This window comes from Lyngbya sp. CCAP 1446/10 (genome assembly GCF_026130175.1).
Classification (GTDB): Bacteria; Cyanobacteriota; Cyanobacteriia; order Cyanobacteriales; family Microcoleaceae; genus Microcoleus.
This window is the reverse complement of record NZ_JAIGNI010000051.1, coordinates 1-16,695: the sequence shown is the minus strand read 5'-3', so window position 1 is coordinate 16,695 and position 16,695 is coordinate 1. Positions and strand designations below refer to the sequence as shown.

The 16,695-nt window shown below is 43.3% G+C and carries 18 protein-coding genes; 9 read left to right on the top strand and 9 right to left on the bottom strand.

The annotated features are described in order from the left end of the window. The first annotated feature begins 170 nt into the window (after positions 1-170). The 4 genes from K4039_RS19820 (at position 171) to K4039_RS19805 (ending at position 4,631) form a co-directional block, all read left to right on the top strand. Positions 171-1,295: a glycosyltransferase family 4 protein gene (locus K4039_RS19820; protein WP_265237778.1), complete on the top strand. Its 1,125-nt coding sequence runs from the start codon at positions 171-173 to the stop codon at positions 1,293-1,295. Positions 1,296-1,400: 105 nt separating this feature from the next. After that, on the top strand, positions 1,401-2,771 hold the full coding sequence (locus K4039_RS19815) for an O-antigen ligase domain-containing protein (RefSeq protein ID WP_265237777.1): 1,371 nt from the start codon (positions 1,401-1,403) through the stop codon (positions 2,769-2,771). 429 nt (positions 2,772-3,200) lie between these two features. Continuing rightward, the gene (locus K4039_RS19810; protein ID WP_265237775.1) at positions 3,201-3,962 is read left to right on the top strand and encodes a WecB/TagA/CpsF family glycosyltransferase; all 762 of its coding nucleotides are present in this window, start codon (positions 3,201-3,203) and stop codon (positions 3,960-3,962) included. A gap of 225 nt (positions 3,963-4,187) precedes the next feature. Then, complete coding sequence (locus K4039_RS19805) at positions 4,188-4,631, top strand: DUF4079 domain-containing protein (RefSeq protein ID WP_265237773.1); 444 nt, start codon at positions 4,188-4,190, stop codon at positions 4,629-4,631. A gap of 53 nt (positions 4,632-4,684) precedes the next feature. Here K4039_RS19805 and K4039_RS19800 read toward each other — a convergent pair whose 3' ends face one another. Beyond that, positions 4,685-5,584: an alpha/beta fold hydrolase gene (locus tag K4039_RS19800; protein ID WP_265237771.1), complete on the bottom strand. Its 900-nt coding sequence runs from the start codon at positions 5,582-5,584 to the stop codon at positions 4,685-4,687. 475 nt (positions 5,585-6,059) lie between these two features. Between K4039_RS19800 and K4039_RS19795 the strand changes: the two genes are divergently transcribed. The 4 genes from K4039_RS19795 (at position 6,060) to K4039_RS19780 (ending at position 9,758) form a co-directional block, all read left to right on the top strand. Further along, positions 6,060-6,431, top strand: coding sequence for a FeoA family protein (locus K4039_RS19795; RefSeq protein WP_265237769.1), 372 nt, complete (start codon positions 6,060-6,062; stop codon positions 6,429-6,431). A 183-nt stretch (positions 6,432-6,614) separates the two neighbouring features. Then, on the top strand, positions 6,615-6,857 hold the full coding sequence (locus K4039_RS19790; protein WP_265237767.1) for a FeoA family protein: 243 nt from the start codon (positions 6,615-6,617) through the stop codon (positions 6,855-6,857). Further along, the gene (gene feoB, locus K4039_RS19785; protein ID WP_265237765.1) at positions 6,857-9,196 is read left to right on the top strand and encodes a Fe(2+) transporter permease subunit FeoB; all 2,340 of its coding nucleotides are present in this window, start codon (positions 6,857-6,859) and stop codon (positions 9,194-9,196) included. Before K4039_RS19790 ends, feoB begins: the two co-directional genes overlap by 1 nt. Positions 9,197-9,518: 322 nt before the next feature. Then, a complete protein-coding gene (locus K4039_RS19780) occupies positions 9,519-9,758 on the top strand; it encodes a FeoC-like transcriptional regulator (protein ID WP_265237763.1) in 240 nt (79 codons plus the stop codon). Between the two features lie 183 nt (positions 9,759-9,941). Here the strand turns inward: K4039_RS19780 and K4039_RS19775 are convergent, their stop codons facing one another. The 5 genes from K4039_RS19775 to ubiG all read right to left on the bottom strand — a co-directional run bounded on the left by K4039_RS19775 (position 9,942) and on the right by ubiG (position 13,294). Then, the gene (locus K4039_RS19775) at positions 9,942-10,142 is read right to left on the bottom strand and encodes an ATP-binding protein (RefSeq protein ID WP_265237806.1); all 201 of its coding nucleotides are present in this window, start codon (positions 10,140-10,142) and stop codon (positions 9,942-9,944) included. Between the two features lie 16 nt (positions 10,143-10,158). Beyond that, positions 10,159-10,896, bottom strand: a complete 738-nt coding sequence (locus tag K4039_RS19770) for an alpha/beta fold hydrolase (RefSeq protein ID WP_265237761.1) — start codon at positions 10,894-10,896, stop codon at positions 10,159-10,161. A gap of 226 nt (positions 10,897-11,122) precedes the next feature. Then, positions 11,123-11,635 carry a flavodoxin FldA gene (gene fldA / locus K4039_RS19765; protein WP_265237759.1) on the bottom strand — a complete coding sequence of 171 codons (513 nt, stop codon included), beginning with the start codon at positions 11,633-11,635 and terminating at the stop codon, positions 11,123-11,125. Positions 11,636-11,797: 162 nt separating this feature from the next. After that, positions 11,798-12,121, bottom strand: a complete 324-nt coding sequence (locus tag K4039_RS19760) for a cupin domain-containing protein (protein ID WP_265237758.1) — start codon at positions 12,119-12,121, stop codon at positions 11,798-11,800. Positions 12,122-12,445: 324 nt separating this feature from the next. Next, positions 12,446-13,294: a bifunctional 2-polyprenyl-6-hydroxyphenol methylase/3-demethylubiquinol 3-O-methyltransferase UbiG gene (ubiG, locus tag K4039_RS19755; protein ID WP_265237756.1), complete on the bottom strand. Its 849-nt coding sequence runs from the start codon at positions 13,292-13,294 to the stop codon at positions 12,446-12,448. A gap of 93 nt (positions 13,295-13,387) precedes the next feature. On the opposite strand from ubiG, the gene K4039_RS19750 reads away from it, so the two are divergent. Beyond that, positions 13,388-14,119, top strand: coding sequence for a TIGR04283 family arsenosugar biosynthesis glycosyltransferase (locus K4039_RS19750; RefSeq protein ID WP_265237754.1), 732 nt, complete (start codon positions 13,388-13,390; stop codon positions 14,117-14,119). Between the two features lie 14 nt (positions 14,120-14,133). Here the strand turns inward: K4039_RS19750 and K4039_RS19745 are convergent, their stop codons facing one another. The 3 genes from K4039_RS19745 to coaD all read right to left on the bottom strand — a co-directional run bounded on the left by K4039_RS19745 (position 14,134) and on the right by coaD (position 16,654). Then, the gene (locus K4039_RS19745; RefSeq protein WP_265237753.1) at positions 14,134-15,186 is read right to left on the bottom strand and encodes an acyltransferase; all 1,053 of its coding nucleotides are present in this window, start codon (positions 15,184-15,186) and stop codon (positions 14,134-14,136) included. A gap of 320 nt (positions 15,187-15,506) precedes the next feature. Beyond that, a complete protein-coding gene (locus tag K4039_RS19740; protein WP_265237751.1) occupies positions 15,507-16,193 on the bottom strand; it encodes a DivIVA domain-containing protein in 687 nt (228 codons plus the stop codon). Then, entirely contained in the window at positions 16,076-16,654 is a 579-nt protein-coding gene (coaD, locus tag K4039_RS19735) for a pantetheine-phosphate adenylyltransferase (protein WP_265237803.1), read from the bottom strand. The genes K4039_RS19740 and coaD overlap by 118 nt, the downstream gene beginning before the upstream one ends. Positions 16,655-16,695: the final 41 nt, after the last annotated feature.

The following is a 16,695-nucleotide window of genomic DNA, read 5'->3' as shown; positions in this document are numbered from 1 at the left end:
GAGAAAAAGTCCCTGACGACCAAGTAAGGTCGGCTCTACTATCAAGTTACGATCGCCTCCAACATTCACCTACACCTTGCAGTAAAGCCAAAAAGAGACTCATAAGTTTGAACGAACTACGATCGAGAAGTTTGAGGAACCAGTTTTGATCTTCTACATCTACCTAGTTTATGAAAATTACTTTTGTCCTTCCTACCCTTGCTCTTACAGGTGGCATGAGAGTTTTATCTATCTACACAAAAATTCTCCAAAAGCGAGGACACACAATATTTATCGTCTCTACACCCCCGGAACGACCAAGTTTGATAGAACAATTGCTCTCTGTGCTCAGAGGTAAGGGTTGGGAACCCACTTCGCTGAAAAAATGGTCTTATTTTGACAATGTAGATGTCGAAAGTCGAGTGATCGAAACCTGCCGTCCAGTTACCGACAGTGACGTACCTGATGCCGATATTATCATGGCTACTTGGTGGGAAACTGCTGAGTGGGTGTCTAAACTCTCCCCGAGCAAAGGAGCGAAAGTATATTTTCTCCAACACTACGAGGCTTTTGACTACACACCAAAAGATCGAGTAGATGCAACTTGGTGGCTGCCGATGCACAAAATTGCCGTGGCTAAGTGGCTGGAAGACAAGGCTAGGAATGAATTTAAGAATTTGTCTGTATCTCTCGTCCCACCAACCGTGGATACCGAACAGTTTCACGATCCTCAGTCGCGGAAATCGGGGCAGCCGCGAGGCAAGCAGTCAGTTCCCACAGTCGGGATGTACTATTCTATAGCTCCTTGGAAAGGCTCTGCTCTTGCCATTAAAGCTTTCAAGCTAGCGGCTGCAAGAATCCCTAACCTTCGTTTAGTTGCCTTTGGTTCCGGCGAAACCCCTCCTCCAGATTTGTTGCAGCAGAATAGTGAGTATCATAGGATACCTAGTCAAGACGAACTCAAAGAACTTTACAGCAAATGCGATGCTTGGCTGTTTGCCAGCAGCACCGAAGGCTTCGGCTTGCCAATTTTAGAAGCGATGGCTTGTAGCACTCCAGTCATCGGCACTCCTGCTGGCGCGGCTCCGGAACTCCTCGCTGGTGGGGGTGGAATACTTGTCAAGCCAGAAGACCCAGAGGATATGGCAAAAGCGATCGAGCAGATTTGTCAGTTGTCTGATGCCGAATGGCGGGCAATGTCCGAGACCGCTTTGGAGATGGTGATTAATTATACCTGGGAAGATGCAACTGATCTCTTCGAGGCTGCACTGTACACGGCACTGGAAGGTCAGTCACAATTAACGGACAAGCCGTAAAATAGAGGTGGATTTAAAAGATTGGGGTTGGGCGATCGTAAGAGCTAGAATTTAGATCCGGGAAATAAAGTAGTCTTTCTACCATTTTACTGCGACAAAAAACATATGGCTATATTAATCCCAATTACTATGTTCGGTTTGATTCCGGTCGTTCTTTACTTGTTTGTGAGGTTTCCGACTCAGCGGGCAGTAATTATCACTTTTGTGGCAGCGTGGCTGTTTTTACCACAAGTTTCTTATCCCATCCCCCTATTTCCGGCGTATACCAAAGTTTCGGCATCTTGCTACGCCATTTTGCTGGGTGTGATTATCTACGATACTGAGCGCATCACCAAATTTAAGCTTGGTTGGCTGGATGTGCCAATGGTAATTTGCTGTTTGTCTCCAATTATTTCACAACTTACTAATGGTGGCAGCCCGATTTCTCCGACTTTCAACCAAATCGTTACTTGGGGTCTGCCTTATTTTTTGGGACGGTTGTATATGGGTAGTTTAGACGGGCTGCGACAATTGGCGATCGGGATTTTTGCAGGTGGGTTGGCCTACATTCCTTTTACTTTACTTGAAGGGGTTAAGGGCCCAATTCTGCACCAAATGGTTTACGGCGTCAATGCCTTTGAGGACTGGGGTCAAGCAAGGCGTATGGGCGGGTGGAGACCCGTAGTGTTTATGCAGCACGGTTTGATGGTGGGAATGTGGATGATGACAGCCGCCTTAATCGCAGTTTGGCTCTGGCAAACTGGGACGCTCAAAAAGTTTCAGGGCAAAAGCATTAAGACTCTAGCAATTGTATTAACTATCGCTTTTTTTCTGTGCCGTTCTACTGGCGCCTACAGTTTATTTGCGATCGCGTTGTTCATATTATTTTCTGCCAAGTGGTTTCGCACTTCTTTACCGCTGCTATTGGTAATTGGATATATAGCGTTTTATCTGTACGTAGCCGCATCGGGTCAATTTTCGAGCAAAGACGTGATGGCTGTTGTCAATCCCATATTTGGAGAAGAACGAGCCGCCTCTCTGAAGTTTAGATTTGACATGGAAGAGATATTGGGGGAAAAAGCGCGGCAAAAATTTCTTTTTGGCTGGGGGGATTCGGGCGGAAACCGCGTGTACAACCAGTACGGTACAGATATCTCGGTCACCGACAGCTTGTGGATTATTGCATTTGGTACTAACGGTGCAGTCGGTTTAGCTAGTTTATTTTCTTCATTGTTACTTCCTGTTATCGTCTTTTGCCTGTTCAAGTATCCCGCCAGAACCTGGTCTAATCCCAAAGTAGCGCCCGCTGCGGTCCTGGGAGTAGCCTTAACTATGTATATGTTTGACTGTGTGTTGAACGCTATGACTAACCCGATTTTTGCGCTCATTGCTGGAGGAATATCGGGTCTGGTTTTAAAAGCTCCAGAAAGTCTTAAGGCCAAGAAAACCATTTCGCCGCCAAGAAGACAGTCGCTAGTTCACCAAAAATCATCCTAATTTTCCAGCTTTGAGCGCGCTCAAAGCTGGAAAATCTCTTGCATTTTCTAGATAGAAAACTTTAAAAATCTACCACCTTTGTATTAAATCTAGTTCGGGAGTTGCGATCTCTTTCTCAGTCGATCAAAATTAGTGTAAAAGAATATTGATTACATTAATTAGCAAGGGTTCAAATATTAGCACGGAATTGTGTTTTTATTGAAACTGTGTTACGAGTTGTAAACCGAACTGGGTTTATATACTGTTTGCTAAAACGAGCAGATTCTTTACAGAATCTTTAAAAATCCTGACTCGACAGGTAGGCTGTAGGGAGATATACTAAAGAAAGTATATTCACCCCCACGCCCAAGTAGTAAAAACACTCTTGGTATAGTGTGGGTTATTGTTTGACTTGTAGTTGAATATTAAGGCTGGATGGGAATAACAAAAATGAAAACAGTTAATTTATTGAACATAGTGATAGATAACTTTACGATTTTAGAGTTGTTTGAAAAACTAGACGATGAAGGCGGTGTCGTATTTACACCCAATGTAGACCACTTAATTAAGTTGCAATATGACCGCGACTTCTATGAAGCTTATAATACATCTAGTTATAGAGTCTGCGACAGTCAAATCTTGATGTATGCCTTAAAGTTTTTGGGTACTCCTATCAAGGAAAAGATTTCTGGTTCTGACTTGTTTCCGGCATTTTATATGTATCACAAAGATCACGAGGAAATTAAAATATTTTTGCTAGGAGCTGCGGTCGGAATTGCTAAGAAAGCCCAGGAAAAAATCAATCAAAAAATTGGTAGAGAAATAGTGGTTGAAGCACTTTCTCCTTCTTTTGGCTTTGAAAAAAATGAGGCAGAGTGTGAGGCAATAATTGAGGCGATCAATCAATCAGGAGCTACAGTTCTGGCTATAGGAGTGGGAGCGCCTAAGCAAGAGAAGTGGCTGGTTAAATATAGGAGCAAATTCACACACGTGAAAGTTTTCTTAGCCGTAGGTGCAACCATTGATTTTGAAGCTGGTTGCAAAGCAAGATCTCCCAAATGGATGAGCGAAGTCGGTATAGAATGGGCGTACCGACTGTTAAGCGAACCAAGAAGGTTGTGGAGAAGATATTTGATAGAAGGTCTGCCATTTTTTAGATTAATAGTAGAACAAAAATTAGGGTTTTATAAAATGCCTTTCGTTGATAGTTAAACCACGAAGCTAGAATGGAAAGGCGGTTCCAAAACACTGGATCTACAAATCAATAAGGTCAATGAATCCGAGTATGATATCGGGCGTTTAAATTCAGCCCCAGACGGATGGAATCTGTGGAAAGTGCGATCGCCCTTTCTGCCAAAAATATTCATTTTTGGTTTCAAATCCAGGTAAAATCGAAAGGAAACCTTTCTTGCAAATCCCTAACTAGGGATTTAAATCATGAATTTGCCTTCTTTCTTGTGGTTGTGGAAAATAGCAGCTTGGTCAATGGGCGTTTCCCTGTTAGCTTACCTGTTGCTGGCCGTTACTGGAACCTGGATGTTTGCCGCCCGCAGTACGAAACAGCCGCGCCCGAAATGGCTGCGTCCCTTTCATTTGGCGACTGGTACGGGGATGGCGACTTTGGTAATTTTATTGTTGGGAATTGGCGTAGTCGGTACGCTGGGATACTACGGCAATTTGGGTCACTCGGCTCATTTACCAGCGGGGTTAGCTGTTGTGGCTTTGGTGTTGGTTTCGGTTGGTAGCGGGCTGCAAATTGGCCCTAAACATCCTTGGGCGCGTCCCCTTCATATTGGCGCTAATTTGGCTTTGTTTGGGGGATTTGTGATTGTGTTGCTCACAGGATGGACTATTGTACAAAAATATTTACCAAAAGTTTAACGTTTGTAGTCAGGACTTCAGTCCTCAAAGTTTTAATTCGACTGAAGTCCCTACTACAAACCTGCTGCTTTAGCTGTGAAATCTAAGATATGTTGAGCGGTAATTTGCGGTTTTTCTAAGTGGGGAACGTGCCCGCAGTCGGGTATCCAAATTAGTTTAGAATTTACGATCGCACTTTTAAACTTTTCTGCATCCGCAATCCCTAAAATTCTATCTTGTTTTCCCCACAAAATCAAGGTCTGCTGCTGAATTTGGGAAAGTTTTTTCCCAAAACCGCCGTAACCGCCGCTTTTGGTAAACGCAATTAAAGCTTGATTCCAGTTGGGCATTTCCAAGTGCAAAGCAGCGCAAGTTTGTGCATCTACAGAAGCTAAGGTTTCGTCGAAATAAGCATTGACGCTAATTTTTTGACGAATTTTAGGGTTTCGCAAAAAGGAAGTTGCTAGAGTTCCTAAAGGAGGAATTAAAAATTTACCCTTATTAGGAGTGATCGCAAAACCTGCACTGTCTATTAATACTAATTTTTTGACTGCTTCGGGATGATTTAGGGTAAAGTCTATTGCTGCTGCACCTCCCATCGACGCGCCAACTAAGATTACTGGTTGCGAAATTAGCGTTTTCCAGAAATAGTATAGATGACTTCCAATCGCCTTTTGACTGAATGGCAAACCTGCCACTCTTTCTGTAAAGCCAAAACCTAACAAGTCAATTGCCCAAGTCTCATTTTTTTTGGCTAGAAGCGGTAACAGACGGCGATATTCAAACACGGAACTGTCGAAGCCGTGAATTAGCAAAATAGGTGTGTTTCCGCTGCCTTGATGCACGTAGGTTGTGGTAATTGGCTCAGCGGTTAGGGAAGTTGTAATTGCTGACTGTTGAATGCTTTGGGCTAAGGCGATTGAGGTGGATTCTGTGAGTTGTGCGATCGACTTTGGGAGAAAACTTGCTGGCATAATGCTTGATAAGTTGTGAATTCGTAGCGCAGGTGCTCCCGCGATCGCCCTAAGACTTAAGTATATATGCTCGATCGCCCTTATTTAAGTATTTAGGTCGATCGCTACTTAAGTATCGCTCAGCCAGATTTAAGGATGAGTTTGCTGGTATGCTAAAATATTTGAGAATTCTTGCCAATAATTATTTTTTAGTTTACTATGCTTAAGGGCAGTAAATCTTACTTGCTTTCAGTTAAAGCGCAAATCAGCATCTAGCGCCAGAGAGATTAAAACTAGGAACCTGCCAAAAACCCGTCTAATGTCTGGGCGCTGGGAATAGCTGCACGCCTAAATATTCAAGGCTAAAGAGTGCGCTAGAACGGAAAATTTAGCCCTATCTGCGATTTTATACCGATCGTATTGAGAATATATCTCAAGTCGATCGCACCAGCAGGCCAAATAACTTGTTATTAAAGTCGATCGACTTCCAAAACAGATGAACAAACCATACAGTCAACAGAACCAAGAGTCAAACCCCTCACAGTTCAAGGGTTTTACCTTTTACGGCGAGACACCAGAAGTCTCGGAAACCGAAGACAGCAGCACAAAACCTCAGATAGAAGTTCAACCAGACTCAGCTCAGAGTAAATCATTTCCGCTAGCAATGGCAAGCATCGGCGACAAGTTGCGGATATTTAAACTCAAGGGTTCAGAAGGCACTGTGCGTCGCCTCATCGGCATGGGATTTGTCTCCGGCATCGAAGTTCAAATCATCAGCAATTCTGGCGGTTCAGTGATTGTAGCAATGGGCGACAACCGCATCGGTTTGGGCGCAGGTATGGCACAGAAAATTATGTGCATAAATTAGGGGAATTGCCATAAATGTACAGCAATCTTATTTCATTTGTGAACAAGATTTTTTTTATTAACCGCAGAGGGCGCAGAGGGCACAGAGGAAGAGAAAAGAGAGATATTCACAAATACTGAGAGGGTTGCTACATTCAAGAGTTTGATTAAATTTGTACAAATTTAGACTGAATCAAAAAAAGAAATGAACGAGAAGAAACAACTGGGAGATTTAGCTGTTGGCAGCACCGCAAAAGTGGTTGGCTATGAGAAAACAGCCCGCGCTTATAAAGGCAAATTGTTAGCAATGGGATTGACACCGGGAACCGAATTCACTGTTACTCGCCACGCACCTCTGGGAGATCCCGTAGAAATCTTAGTGCGGGGTTTCAAACTCAGTTTACGCAAAGATGAAGCAAAAACTCTATTTGTAGAGGAGGTGAAATAATGGCTAAGCAAATTATTGGATTGGTGGGTAATCCCAACTGTGGTAAAACTACTTTATTTAATGCTTTGACAGGTGCTAACCAGCGAGTGGGCAACTGGCCTGGTGTCACCGTCGAACGCAAAGAGGGAAAATATACTCACGATGGTTTACCAATTACTATCGTTGACTTGCCAGGGGTTTATTCTCTTGATGCTGAAGACGGAGATACTGGCCTTGACGAATTGGTAGCGCGAGATTATTTGCTATCTCGCGAAGCTGATGTAATTATTAATATTGTTGATGCTTCCAATATAGAGCGAAATTTGTATCTCAGCACCCAAATTTTAGAGATGCGTGTGCCCATGATAGTAGCGCTAAATATGATGGATGTTGCCAAAGAACGAGATACCAAAATTGATGTTAGCAAACTCGCAGAACGCCTCGGCTGTATGGTAGTGCCAATGAGTGCTGCGTCAAATGACGGATTGCCACTGCTGCGGGATGCTGTGAATAAGGCGCTACAAAAGCCGATCGTACCATCTGCTTATGTCGCTTATCCGGCTGCGATCGAAGATGCGATCGCCCAACTCATCCCGCACATCGAAAAACACAGCCCAAATCGCAACGTCGATGCCCGCTGGACAGCCCTGAAACTCCTAGAATACCAGGATGAGGTCGCCCCGGAACTCGCAAATACAGAATTAGAAAAAATAGTCGTCCCGCACCGCCGCAGAGTCCACGAAACCCTCGATGACGACTTGGATATTATCATCGCCGACAGTCGGTACACCTACATCCGCACCCTCACCCAAGGCGTAACCGAATGTTCCAGGGAAATCAAAACCAACCTTTCCGACAAAATCGACCAAGTTGTGCTTAACCGCTGGTTAGGTATTCCCGTATTCTTGATGGTGATGTACTTCATGTTCACCATTTCGATTAACGTTGGCGCAGTGTTTATTGACTTTTTTGACATTTTGTTTGGGACAATTTTTGTAGACGGTTTAGCTGCTGTTTTAGAAAGCGTCAATTCTCCTGGATGGTTGATTGGACTGCTGGCAAAAGGTGCTGGCGGTGGCATTCAAACCACAGCTACTTTTATTCCCCAAATTGGGATGATGTTCTTGTGTTTGTCTGCCCTAGAAGACTCTGGCTACATGGCGCGGGCAGCCTTTGTTATGGACAGATTAATGCGATTTGTCGGACTTCCCGGCAAGTCCTTTGTGCCGATGATGGTAGGTTTTGGGTGCAACATCCCCGGAATTATGGCGACGCGGACATTGGAAAATAAGCGCGATCGCACAATGACGATTATGATGAATCCATTCATGTCTTGTAGTGCCAGATTAGCAGTTTACGCCCTATTTTGTGGCGCATTCTTCCAAGTCGGTGGTCAAAACATGGTGTTAGGACTTTATCTGTTAGGAATTTTAGCCGCAGTTCTCACCGGGCTAATCTTAAAAAATACCCTTTTGCAAGGAGAAGCTGCACCGTTTGTAATGGAACTCCCGCCCTACCACATTCCCAAGCTCAAAGGAGTGCTACTGCGGACTTGGGATAGATTGCAAGCTTTTATCAAAAAGGCCGGAATTGCGATCGTGATCATGGTGGTTATACTAGGATTCATGAGCTCAGTGGGCACCGACGGTTCCTTCGGCAAAGACAACAGCAAAGACTCAATTCTTAGTGCAGTTGGCCGCGCGGCAACACCTGTATTTACACCAATGGGAATTACTCAAGAAAATTGGCCCGCCACCGTCGGTTTGCTAACAGGAGTATTTGCCAAAGAAGTAATGGTTGGAACCTTAGATTCATTGTACACCCAACTAGCAGACGAACAAAAAGCAGCCAGTGGAGAACCGGAAAAAGAAGAAGAATTTAGTTTCTGGAAAAATATCGGCAAAGCATTTTTTAGCATACCAGAGAATCTTACAAAACTTCCCGGTCAACTTTTCGATCCCCTCGGCTTAAATTCTGCTAATATTACCGACCAAAAACAAGCGGAAGAAGACCAAGGTATCTCTGGTAGCACCTACGGACAAATGTCCCAGCGGTTCGGTTCCAATCAAGCAGCTTTTGCTTATTTGCTTTTTGTATTGTTGTACTTTCCCTGCGTCTCCGCAACGGCTGCGCTTTACCGCGAAACTAACTTGGGATGGACTGTATTCGCAGGCTTATGGACAACTGGTTTAGGTTACTGGGTTGCAGTCCTCTATTATCAAGTCGCGACATACGCAGAGCATCCAAAATCTTCAGTTATTTGGGTAGTGATACTGGCAATAGCTATGACCCTGACACTTGCGGGATTAAAAATGGCTGGTGCAAAACGCCCCAAACGGCGCGAAGCAATAAGTCAATAACTGTAGGGTGCGTCGCCATCGAAAATTCCTAAATAAAGATCACAATCTCACAGCGATGCACCGGTGCAAAATAGATTGACTCGGACAAGTCTGTTGGGTGGGGGCGGGTTTACAATATTATTTATTTTTGCCATAAATTGTCTGTGAACCTGCCCCTACAAACCCTAAAATTATTAACCAATGAATTCACAAAAAAAACATCCCAAGCTCCTGTAGGGGCGGGTTCACCAACCATCTATAGAAAAAACAAAAAATCTCATAAACCCGCCCCAACCCGACCACTATTCACATCAACATCTTACGACAAGAAAGGATAAAAACCATGATTTTAAGCGAAATTCAACAGTTTATTTCCGAAAATAAAAGAGCTTCTATCGCCGATTTAAAACTCCATTTTCGGATGGACGGCGATGCTTTGCGCGGAATGCTCAACCGCCTGATGCGTAAAGGCCGCATCAGTAAAATGGCAGAGGCAAAAAAGTGCGGCGGATGTCACAGTTGCGCTGACGATGCTACGGAGATTTATGTCTGGGTAAATGCCGATAAATCCTCACCTGTATAGGAACCAGTGTCTGCAAATTGCCATTAAATTCGACAAATTCAGGGTGCTAACTCAACAATTGTCCTACAGCAATCGCCATCAATCCCAAACCTCCCTTTTCCTCTCTAACTCTGCGCCCTCTGCGCCCTCTGCGGTTAATAAAAAAATCTTGTTCATAGCTCAAATACAATTGCTATGAAATCATTAATTCCTCTCGACTACGGCAGCAACCAAATCCTTGTTTGATGGGTGTTTCACTGGTAAATAAATGGCAAATTCAGCTTCCTGACCTATTTTGGAATTCACTTCAATTCTACCCTCATGCTTCTCAATAATTTGGTAGGAAATCGAGAACCCTAAACCAGTCCCTTTCCCGACAGGTATGGATTCCTCGATAATTGTCATCATTGGAATGGGATACTTAAAATTTAAAATCTAAAACTGGTTGGCGGCTGTGTAGAGATAGCCAAAAATTTAATATTTCTTCCCCGACTTGTTCTGGATAGAAGTGATGGAAAAAATGCCGCCCGTCTGGACATTCCCAAAGCCGATCGCCTTTTTTGAGAAATTTCGACCAGCGTCGCATCACAATAGGAGATACCACAAAATCGGTTTTGCTACTACATATCAACAAAGGTACTTCTACACCCTCATCGCGGGAATTATTCATCCTAAATAAGGAGTGAGGACAAGGAGAACAGGCTAAATCATCCTCAAAATATGGTATAAATTTTTGATTGATACTTTGATTTTGGAATCCCAGCATATCGCTAACCATTTGAGTTAAAACTTGTTTCCCACTCCAGGGAAAAGCTGCAAGATGCGTATAGTAATGTGCTTGCCAATTAACCGCAGATGGTATACCGACACCTAAAAGTCCCAAAGAACTTACTTTGTGAGGATAGCGACGCGCATACATTAAACCAACTAATCCACTGGTACTGTGACCAATGAGATGAATTGGGCGATCGCGCAATGTTAAAAAATCGTGCAAAAGCTCAACAGCCATATCCAAAGAGCAAGCTTCGTCTTCAGTTTGTTGGTATTCCCATACTTGCACGGGTACAGAATCGTTTAAGTAGGAAAGCAGCGATCGATCGAAGCATTGCAAACTCGGACTTACACTTAACCAAAGCACATCATCTGAACTAAATTTCATCTATTTTAAGTTGGAGATCGAGTTATTTATGACTTAAGTATAACGTTTGAATGTAGGGTGCGCAATGCGCACTTTACCGCTACTAATTAGGTGGGCATAAAAAATATCAGGAAATAGAAAGAGGGCGGGTTTTGCCTTGATAAACTGCGTTATATCATAGACTCTTAACTAAACCCGCCCCTACCAGATACCATTATTTTTTCGCAATGACCTACTTACTAGCAGTCTACAAACTAAATTCTTTCTTGAGTTGAGATACCCAAGATTTGATCCGGGCTTCCGTCAGATCGGATTGGTTGTCTTCATCAATAGCAAGACCTAAAAACTTGCCATTAACTACAGCTTTAGATTCATTGAAATCATAACCGTCTACCGGCCACTGACCGACAGTTTCGCCGCCCTGTTCCGAGATTTTTTCAGCCAAAATCCCCATCGCATCCATAAAATTATCCGGGTAGCCTTCTTGGTCGCCAGTTCCCAAATAAGCTACTTTTTTGCCGCTAAAATCAATATCATCAAGTTCTGGGAAGAAACCATCCCAATCGCTTTGCAGTTCGCCGATGTTCCAAGTCGGACAAGCGATAATCAGACATTCGTATTCAGCAAAATCATCATTGTCAATGCTGCCGATTTCGTGCAAAGTTACGATATCGCCGCCAAATTCATCTCGAATCATGTCAGCGATAGATTCAGTTTTGCCAGTTGTAGTTCCGTAGAAAAGACCAATTGTTTTTGACATTTTTACTCCGAGTGTGAAATTTGATAGTGTTTGATATTTCTTTGTTTTGAGTCAGGATTTGGCATTTCTTGTCTGCAATTCAGACAAAAATAGTAGACGCGATTGTGGCTAACCTGAGAAATTAGAGAGTCAAGGCAGCAAGGACACTGTTTTTTCATCTGCTTAAAGTTGAAAATTAATCAACCAAGCTGACTCACTCAGATCGGGGTCGGGTTCGCAGTCAATTAGTAATAGATTCAGCGTCGTTTGTACTTTTAGACTGCGCGGGATGCCGGCGGGTACAAACACAAATACTCCCGGTGTTAAAGTGACTGTGCGATCGCACACCGTGAGAGTTCCCACTCCTTCTAAGACGGCTATGCTGACATCTGTGGAGTGATCCAAGTCGGGTATTTCGGAATTTCTACCCAAACTGATCAGTTTTTGGCTGGTCGGTTGTCCGTTGCCGATTCGCGAGGCTGACGCGGAAATTATTGCTGCTGTCACGGTGATTGACCTCCAGGTACTGTTAACTTCCGGTAGTTATTGCAATTAATATTCAATAAGCTACCATACAATTTAGATAAATTGTCAAGACTTAAATATTAATATTTGTTACAAAAAGGTGGCTTTACTGGAGATTTTGGGGAAATTACAGCCTTAAATTCAGACCTAGCGGTAGTTTTGGGCGATCGGGCCCGAATGTGAGGTTGTTTAATTTTCAAAATACTTGCTAAATATTTGCATTTATCTGTTAAAATCTTGGGCAGGTTGGAGGCGGATTTGTCGATCGACCAAATCCGCCCCCAACCTGCCACTAATGACAACCGGCTAATTCTTCGCCCCTACGCCAACATACATAATCGAGGTATCCTGATTAATTTGGATTTTAAACAATCCAGACTTTTTGTAATCAATATAGTTAGCGATATTAGAGAGTAGCACTTGAGAAACTTGTTGGAAACTTGCCAGCGAAGGAAATAGCTGCTTTCCACTTGTAAAATTTCCCCAAAAACCGTGCATTTCGGATAAAATGGCGCCCATTTCTCCAAACATATCAAAACCTTTAATTTTAATCTTGCCAAAACCCGTATCCCGCATTACCACAGAAAGTTCCTCCGGGGTAATAAACTTTTCCCAATCGTGAACGCCTCGCTTAATTTCCTGCAAGATATTTTCCATCAGTTCAATCATCACAATTTGCGAGGAAAAAGTTCGGTTGATTGTATCAAAAAAGAACAGTCCTCCGGGCTTGAGAATTCTGTGAACCTCTGACACAACTTGTTTGTAATCGGCAACGTGTTCTAAAACATCTACGCAGATTACAACATCGAAGGTATTGTCAGCGTAGGGCATATTTTCGGCAAAGCCTTGACGGTAGTCAATTTCAAAACCGCTGGTAACTGCGTGATTCTGCGCTGCTACAATACATTTGTGCGATCGATCTATTCCAGAAACCACCGCGCCTCTCTCGGCCATAAACTCGCAAGAAAAACCGCCGCCGCATCCGACATCTAAGGTTTTCAGCCCTCGCCAATTCGTTGCGTGTCTGTCGAAAAACTCAAATCTAGGTTTATTTAGATGGTAAAGAGCATAGATTTTAGCATTTTCGTCCCACCAATTATCAGCATTTTCGTCATAAAATTCTAGATCGTTTTTTAATTCTGTTTTCCTGGACACGATTTTTTCAATCCTGATTGATGAAAGATATAGATGCAGTTGTGAATCGCCACAGTTTTTTATTATAATAGTTTTGCCATAAATTTCAACCAGATGGATCGCGTTTCTATTATCATCCCAACCCTCAACGAAGCGACTTGTCTGGAACGCACCTTGCGCCAACTGAGCATTCTCAATCCTCCTGCTTGGGAGGTTTTGGTGGTAGACGGTGGCAGTCAAGACGAAACAGTGGCGATCGCACTTTCCGCCGCCACCCGTGTTATTTTTAGCAGTATGCCGGGACGTTCCGTGCAAATGAATTTAGGTGCGGAAACCGCTACAGGCGAAATTCTGTGCTTCCTCCACGCCGATACTTTGGTTCCCGACGACATCGTAGCAGTTATCCAAAACACATTATCCGATCCGAAAATTGTCGGCGGCGGATTTATTTCCCTGATGGCTGGTTCGCAGCACACAAGATGGGGTTTTTCGCTGCACAATTACCTAAAAACTTACTACGCGCCGCTGCTATTTCGCCCTCATTTGTTTGTTAAAGGATTACGCTTGCTGTTTGGGGATCAAGTTATTTTTTGCCGCCGCACTGATTTTTGGGAATGCGCAGGTTTTGATGTGGCACTACCAATTATGGAGGAGGCAGATTTATGTTTAAAATTGGTGCGGCGGGGTAAAATTAAGTTAGTTAATCGGGTTGTGGAAAGCAGCGATCGCCGAGTGGCGCATTGGGGCGAATTTAAATCAATTTGTATCTATCTTGCGATCGGTTTTTTGTGGGGTTTTGGCGTTGATCCGAAATATCTCAAGCAGTTTTATGAAGACATCCGCTGAAACACAAAATCCGTTTAAATTCCCAGAATGTACTGGCTGTATTTTTTGGGCAAAACTTTCTGCAACAGGTAAATGATCGCCAAACAAGCGAACAAAGTACCTGTCACTAAAAACCCGAGCTTCAGCAGCGGATGTACGGGATCAATAAATTTATAAAACACTAACAACACATATTTCACGACTGTCGAATCTAGGAGATATATCGGGAATGAATAAGCCGCCAATATTTTGATTAATCCCGATACTCTACTGGGAAGTGCGATACTCTTAGCAAATGCGAGGATCGATAATACGAATAAAATTGCGTATCCTTGGGAAGATAGTTTGAAAAACGATCGCAGAAACCATCCTTCTGAATTAACTCCACTTATCAGGTAATATTCCCAAATACTCGATAGATAAAAGAGGATAGTTGCTCCTAAAATTGGTATTCTTATGCCTTCGAGAACGGGTTGGATTTTGTCATAGGCTGCGCCCAAATATAGACCGGTTGAAAATGGCAAAATCCAACTAAAAATCCAGCGCTCCATCAAAGGTAGAGGTATTGATATGTATTTGAAAGCGGCTAAGTAAAACCCTATTGTAAAAATTGTTTGAATTATCAAACCCAATGCTAAAATTTTTCTGGGTTCTAAAAATCTTAGTTTCACTAGGAGCCACCACCAACCGTAGCATTGAACAATCACCACGATGAAGTAATAGGGAGGCATTACGGAGCCTGTCAGGATATCTCTGAGTAATGAAAGTAAATCAAATTTTTGGAGTGAGTCCCAATTATTTAAAATGTACAAACCTACTGACCAAAACAGATAGGGAGGTATAATTTTTGACAGTCTTTTTTTGACTACCTGTGCGGGATTATTTTGATTTTCCAGTTTGTTGGTGAGAAAAAAACCGCTGAGCAGTAAAAATGCAGGTACGCAAAATAGTTGCAATGTATCGATCGCGACAAAGATGATTCTGCGATCGCGAAATGCCGAAAACCCAGCATGAGTAATGACAACACTGACGATCGCTAAAGCGCGGATCAAGTCAAATTCAGCAAACCGATTAGATGCTTTTTGCATGGTAACAATTAGATTACAAACATTAGGGTCAAATCAGGAATTTTCTGTGTGATGAATTTTTACAATAGCAGAAAATATTATATTTGCTCCTCTATTCAAAAAAGTTATCTCTGGGAAAATAAGTCACACCATTTTCAAAAAAAATGCAACTGTAGGCCAGTGCTACCCATATTTCATCAGCCATTGCCAATTCTAAAATCTCAAATTAAAAATCGGATCACGAAGTGCTGGGATTGAGGAATCAAGACTGTTGCGAAAAAAAAATCTACCTAAAGATAGGTAGACTTGGAGAAATGTTTAAGCAATTAATTAAAAGTTAGCTAACCGTTGTTGTGATGGATGTGCGACGCCGAAACACTATCCAATTGATCGCGCCCGTTGCGGATCACGCGCAGCATATCGCTCAGCTTGTGCTCAATATTATCGAGCACTTGGTCAGCATAATCGTCGGCGCCGTTTTGAATTTCCTCGCATTCAGTCATCGCCCTGACTCTCATCTCTTCCAGTTCCTCTTGAGCCTGGTAGCGAATTTGTTCCACTTCCGCCAGCGTCGCCTGCTGAATTGCCTCGCAGTCGAGCAAAACTTGCTGTCGCAACTGATCTGCTTCTACTTTTGCCTGCTGGATTAGGCCCATATCATTTAAAAGTTCTGCCGCTCGCTGTTCTGCTGCTTCTATCACTTCTTGAGCGTAGAGTTGAGCTTCTTGGAGCAGTTCGTCCTTGTGCCGAATGATCATCTCGGATTCCTGAAAGGCGATCGGCAAATTTAGCCTCACCAAGTCTAACTGATCGAGTAACTGTTCTTCATCCACCAGAGTGCGTCTGGTCATGGGAATTCGCGGACTGTCGAGAACAATTTCCTCAAGCCGATTCAATTCCCGCTGGATGTCTACTCCTGCGGTTCTGGTGTCGTCTCCGAAGGCTGCTGTGTTCTGAGGTGATTCGTTCTCAGTGCTGCGTCCGGTAGTGTCGGGTTCGATGCGATTTGGTTCCTGCTGGCGTAACATTTGTAAATATCTAGGGCGACGTGTTTCGGAACAAGATGATCTACGGAGCCACCAAACTTGGCAATTTCTTTAACTACACTACTACTTAAAAAGCTGTACTCGTTAGAAGTTGCCAAAAAAACTGTTTCAATTTCACCCATAAGGGTTTTATTGGTGTGGGCCATCTGGAGTTCCATTTCAAAATCTGTTAATACCCGGAGTCCCCGCAGCAGCACTTTGGCTTGTCGAATCTTAGCATAGTTTACTGTCAAACCCTCAAAACTGTCTACTTCTACGTTTGGCAAGTGTTGGGTAGAGCGCCGGATCTGCTCGATTCGTTGCTCTACGGTGAATAGAGGGGTTTTGCTGGGATTTTTGACTACTGTAACAATTACGCGATCGAATAATCTAGACCCCCGCTCGATAATATCTGCGTGACCGAAGGTAATGGGGTCAAAGCTGCCTGGATAGATTGCAATCACGAGTTTTGCCAGAGAGTGGGGGAGGGGGAGAGGGGGAGAGG

Coding starts and splice junctions, on each gene's coding strand:
- K4039_RS19820 (WP_265237778.1), top strand. CDS start 171: ATGAAAATTACTTTTGTCCTTCCTACCCTTGCTCTTACAGGTGGCATG.
- K4039_RS19815 (WP_265237777.1), top strand. CDS start 1,401: ATGGCTATATTAATCCCAATTACTATGTTCGGTTTGATTCCGGTCGTT.
- K4039_RS19810 (WP_265237775.1), top strand. CDS start 3,201: ATGAAAACAGTTAATTTATTGAACATAGTGATAGATAACTTTACGATT.
- K4039_RS19805 (WP_265237773.1), top strand. CDS start 4,188: ATGAATTTGCCTTCTTTCTTGTGGTTGTGGAAAATAGCAGCTTGGTCA.
- K4039_RS19800 (WP_265237771.1), bottom strand. CDS start 5,584: ATGCCAGCAAGTTTTCTCCCAAAGTCGATCGCACAACTCACAGAATCC.
- K4039_RS19795 (WP_265237769.1), top strand. CDS start 6,060: ATGAACAAACCATACAGTCAACAGAACCAAGAGTCAAACCCCTCACAG.
- K4039_RS19790 (WP_265237767.1), top strand. CDS start 6,615: ATGAACGAGAAGAAACAACTGGGAGATTTAGCTGTTGGCAGCACCGCA.
- feoB (WP_265237765.1), top strand. CDS start 6,857: ATGGCTAAGCAAATTATTGGATTGGTGGGTAATCCCAACTGTGGTAAA.
- K4039_RS19780 (WP_265237763.1), top strand. CDS start 9,519: ATGATTTTAAGCGAAATTCAACAGTTTATTTCCGAAAATAAAAGAGCT.
- K4039_RS19775 (WP_265237806.1), bottom strand. CDS start 10,142: ATGACAATTATCGAGGAATCCATACCTGTCGGGAAAGGGACTGGTTTA.
- K4039_RS19770 (WP_265237761.1), bottom strand. CDS start 10,896: ATGAAATTTAGTTCAGATGATGTGCTTTGGTTAAGTGTAAGTCCGAGT.
- fldA (WP_265237759.1), bottom strand. CDS start 11,635: ATGTCAAAAACAATTGGTCTTTTCTACGGAACTACAACTGGCAAAACT.
- K4039_RS19750 (WP_265237754.1), top strand. CDS start 13,388: ATGGATCGCGTTTCTATTATCATCCCAACCCTCAACGAAGCGACTTGT.
- K4039_RS19745 (WP_265237753.1), bottom strand. CDS start 15,186: ATGCAAAAAGCATCTAATCGGTTTGCTGAATTTGACTTGATCCGCGCT.
- K4039_RS19740 (WP_265237751.1), bottom strand. CDS start 16,193: ATGTTACGCCAGCAGGAACCAAATCGCATCGAACCCGACACTACCGGA.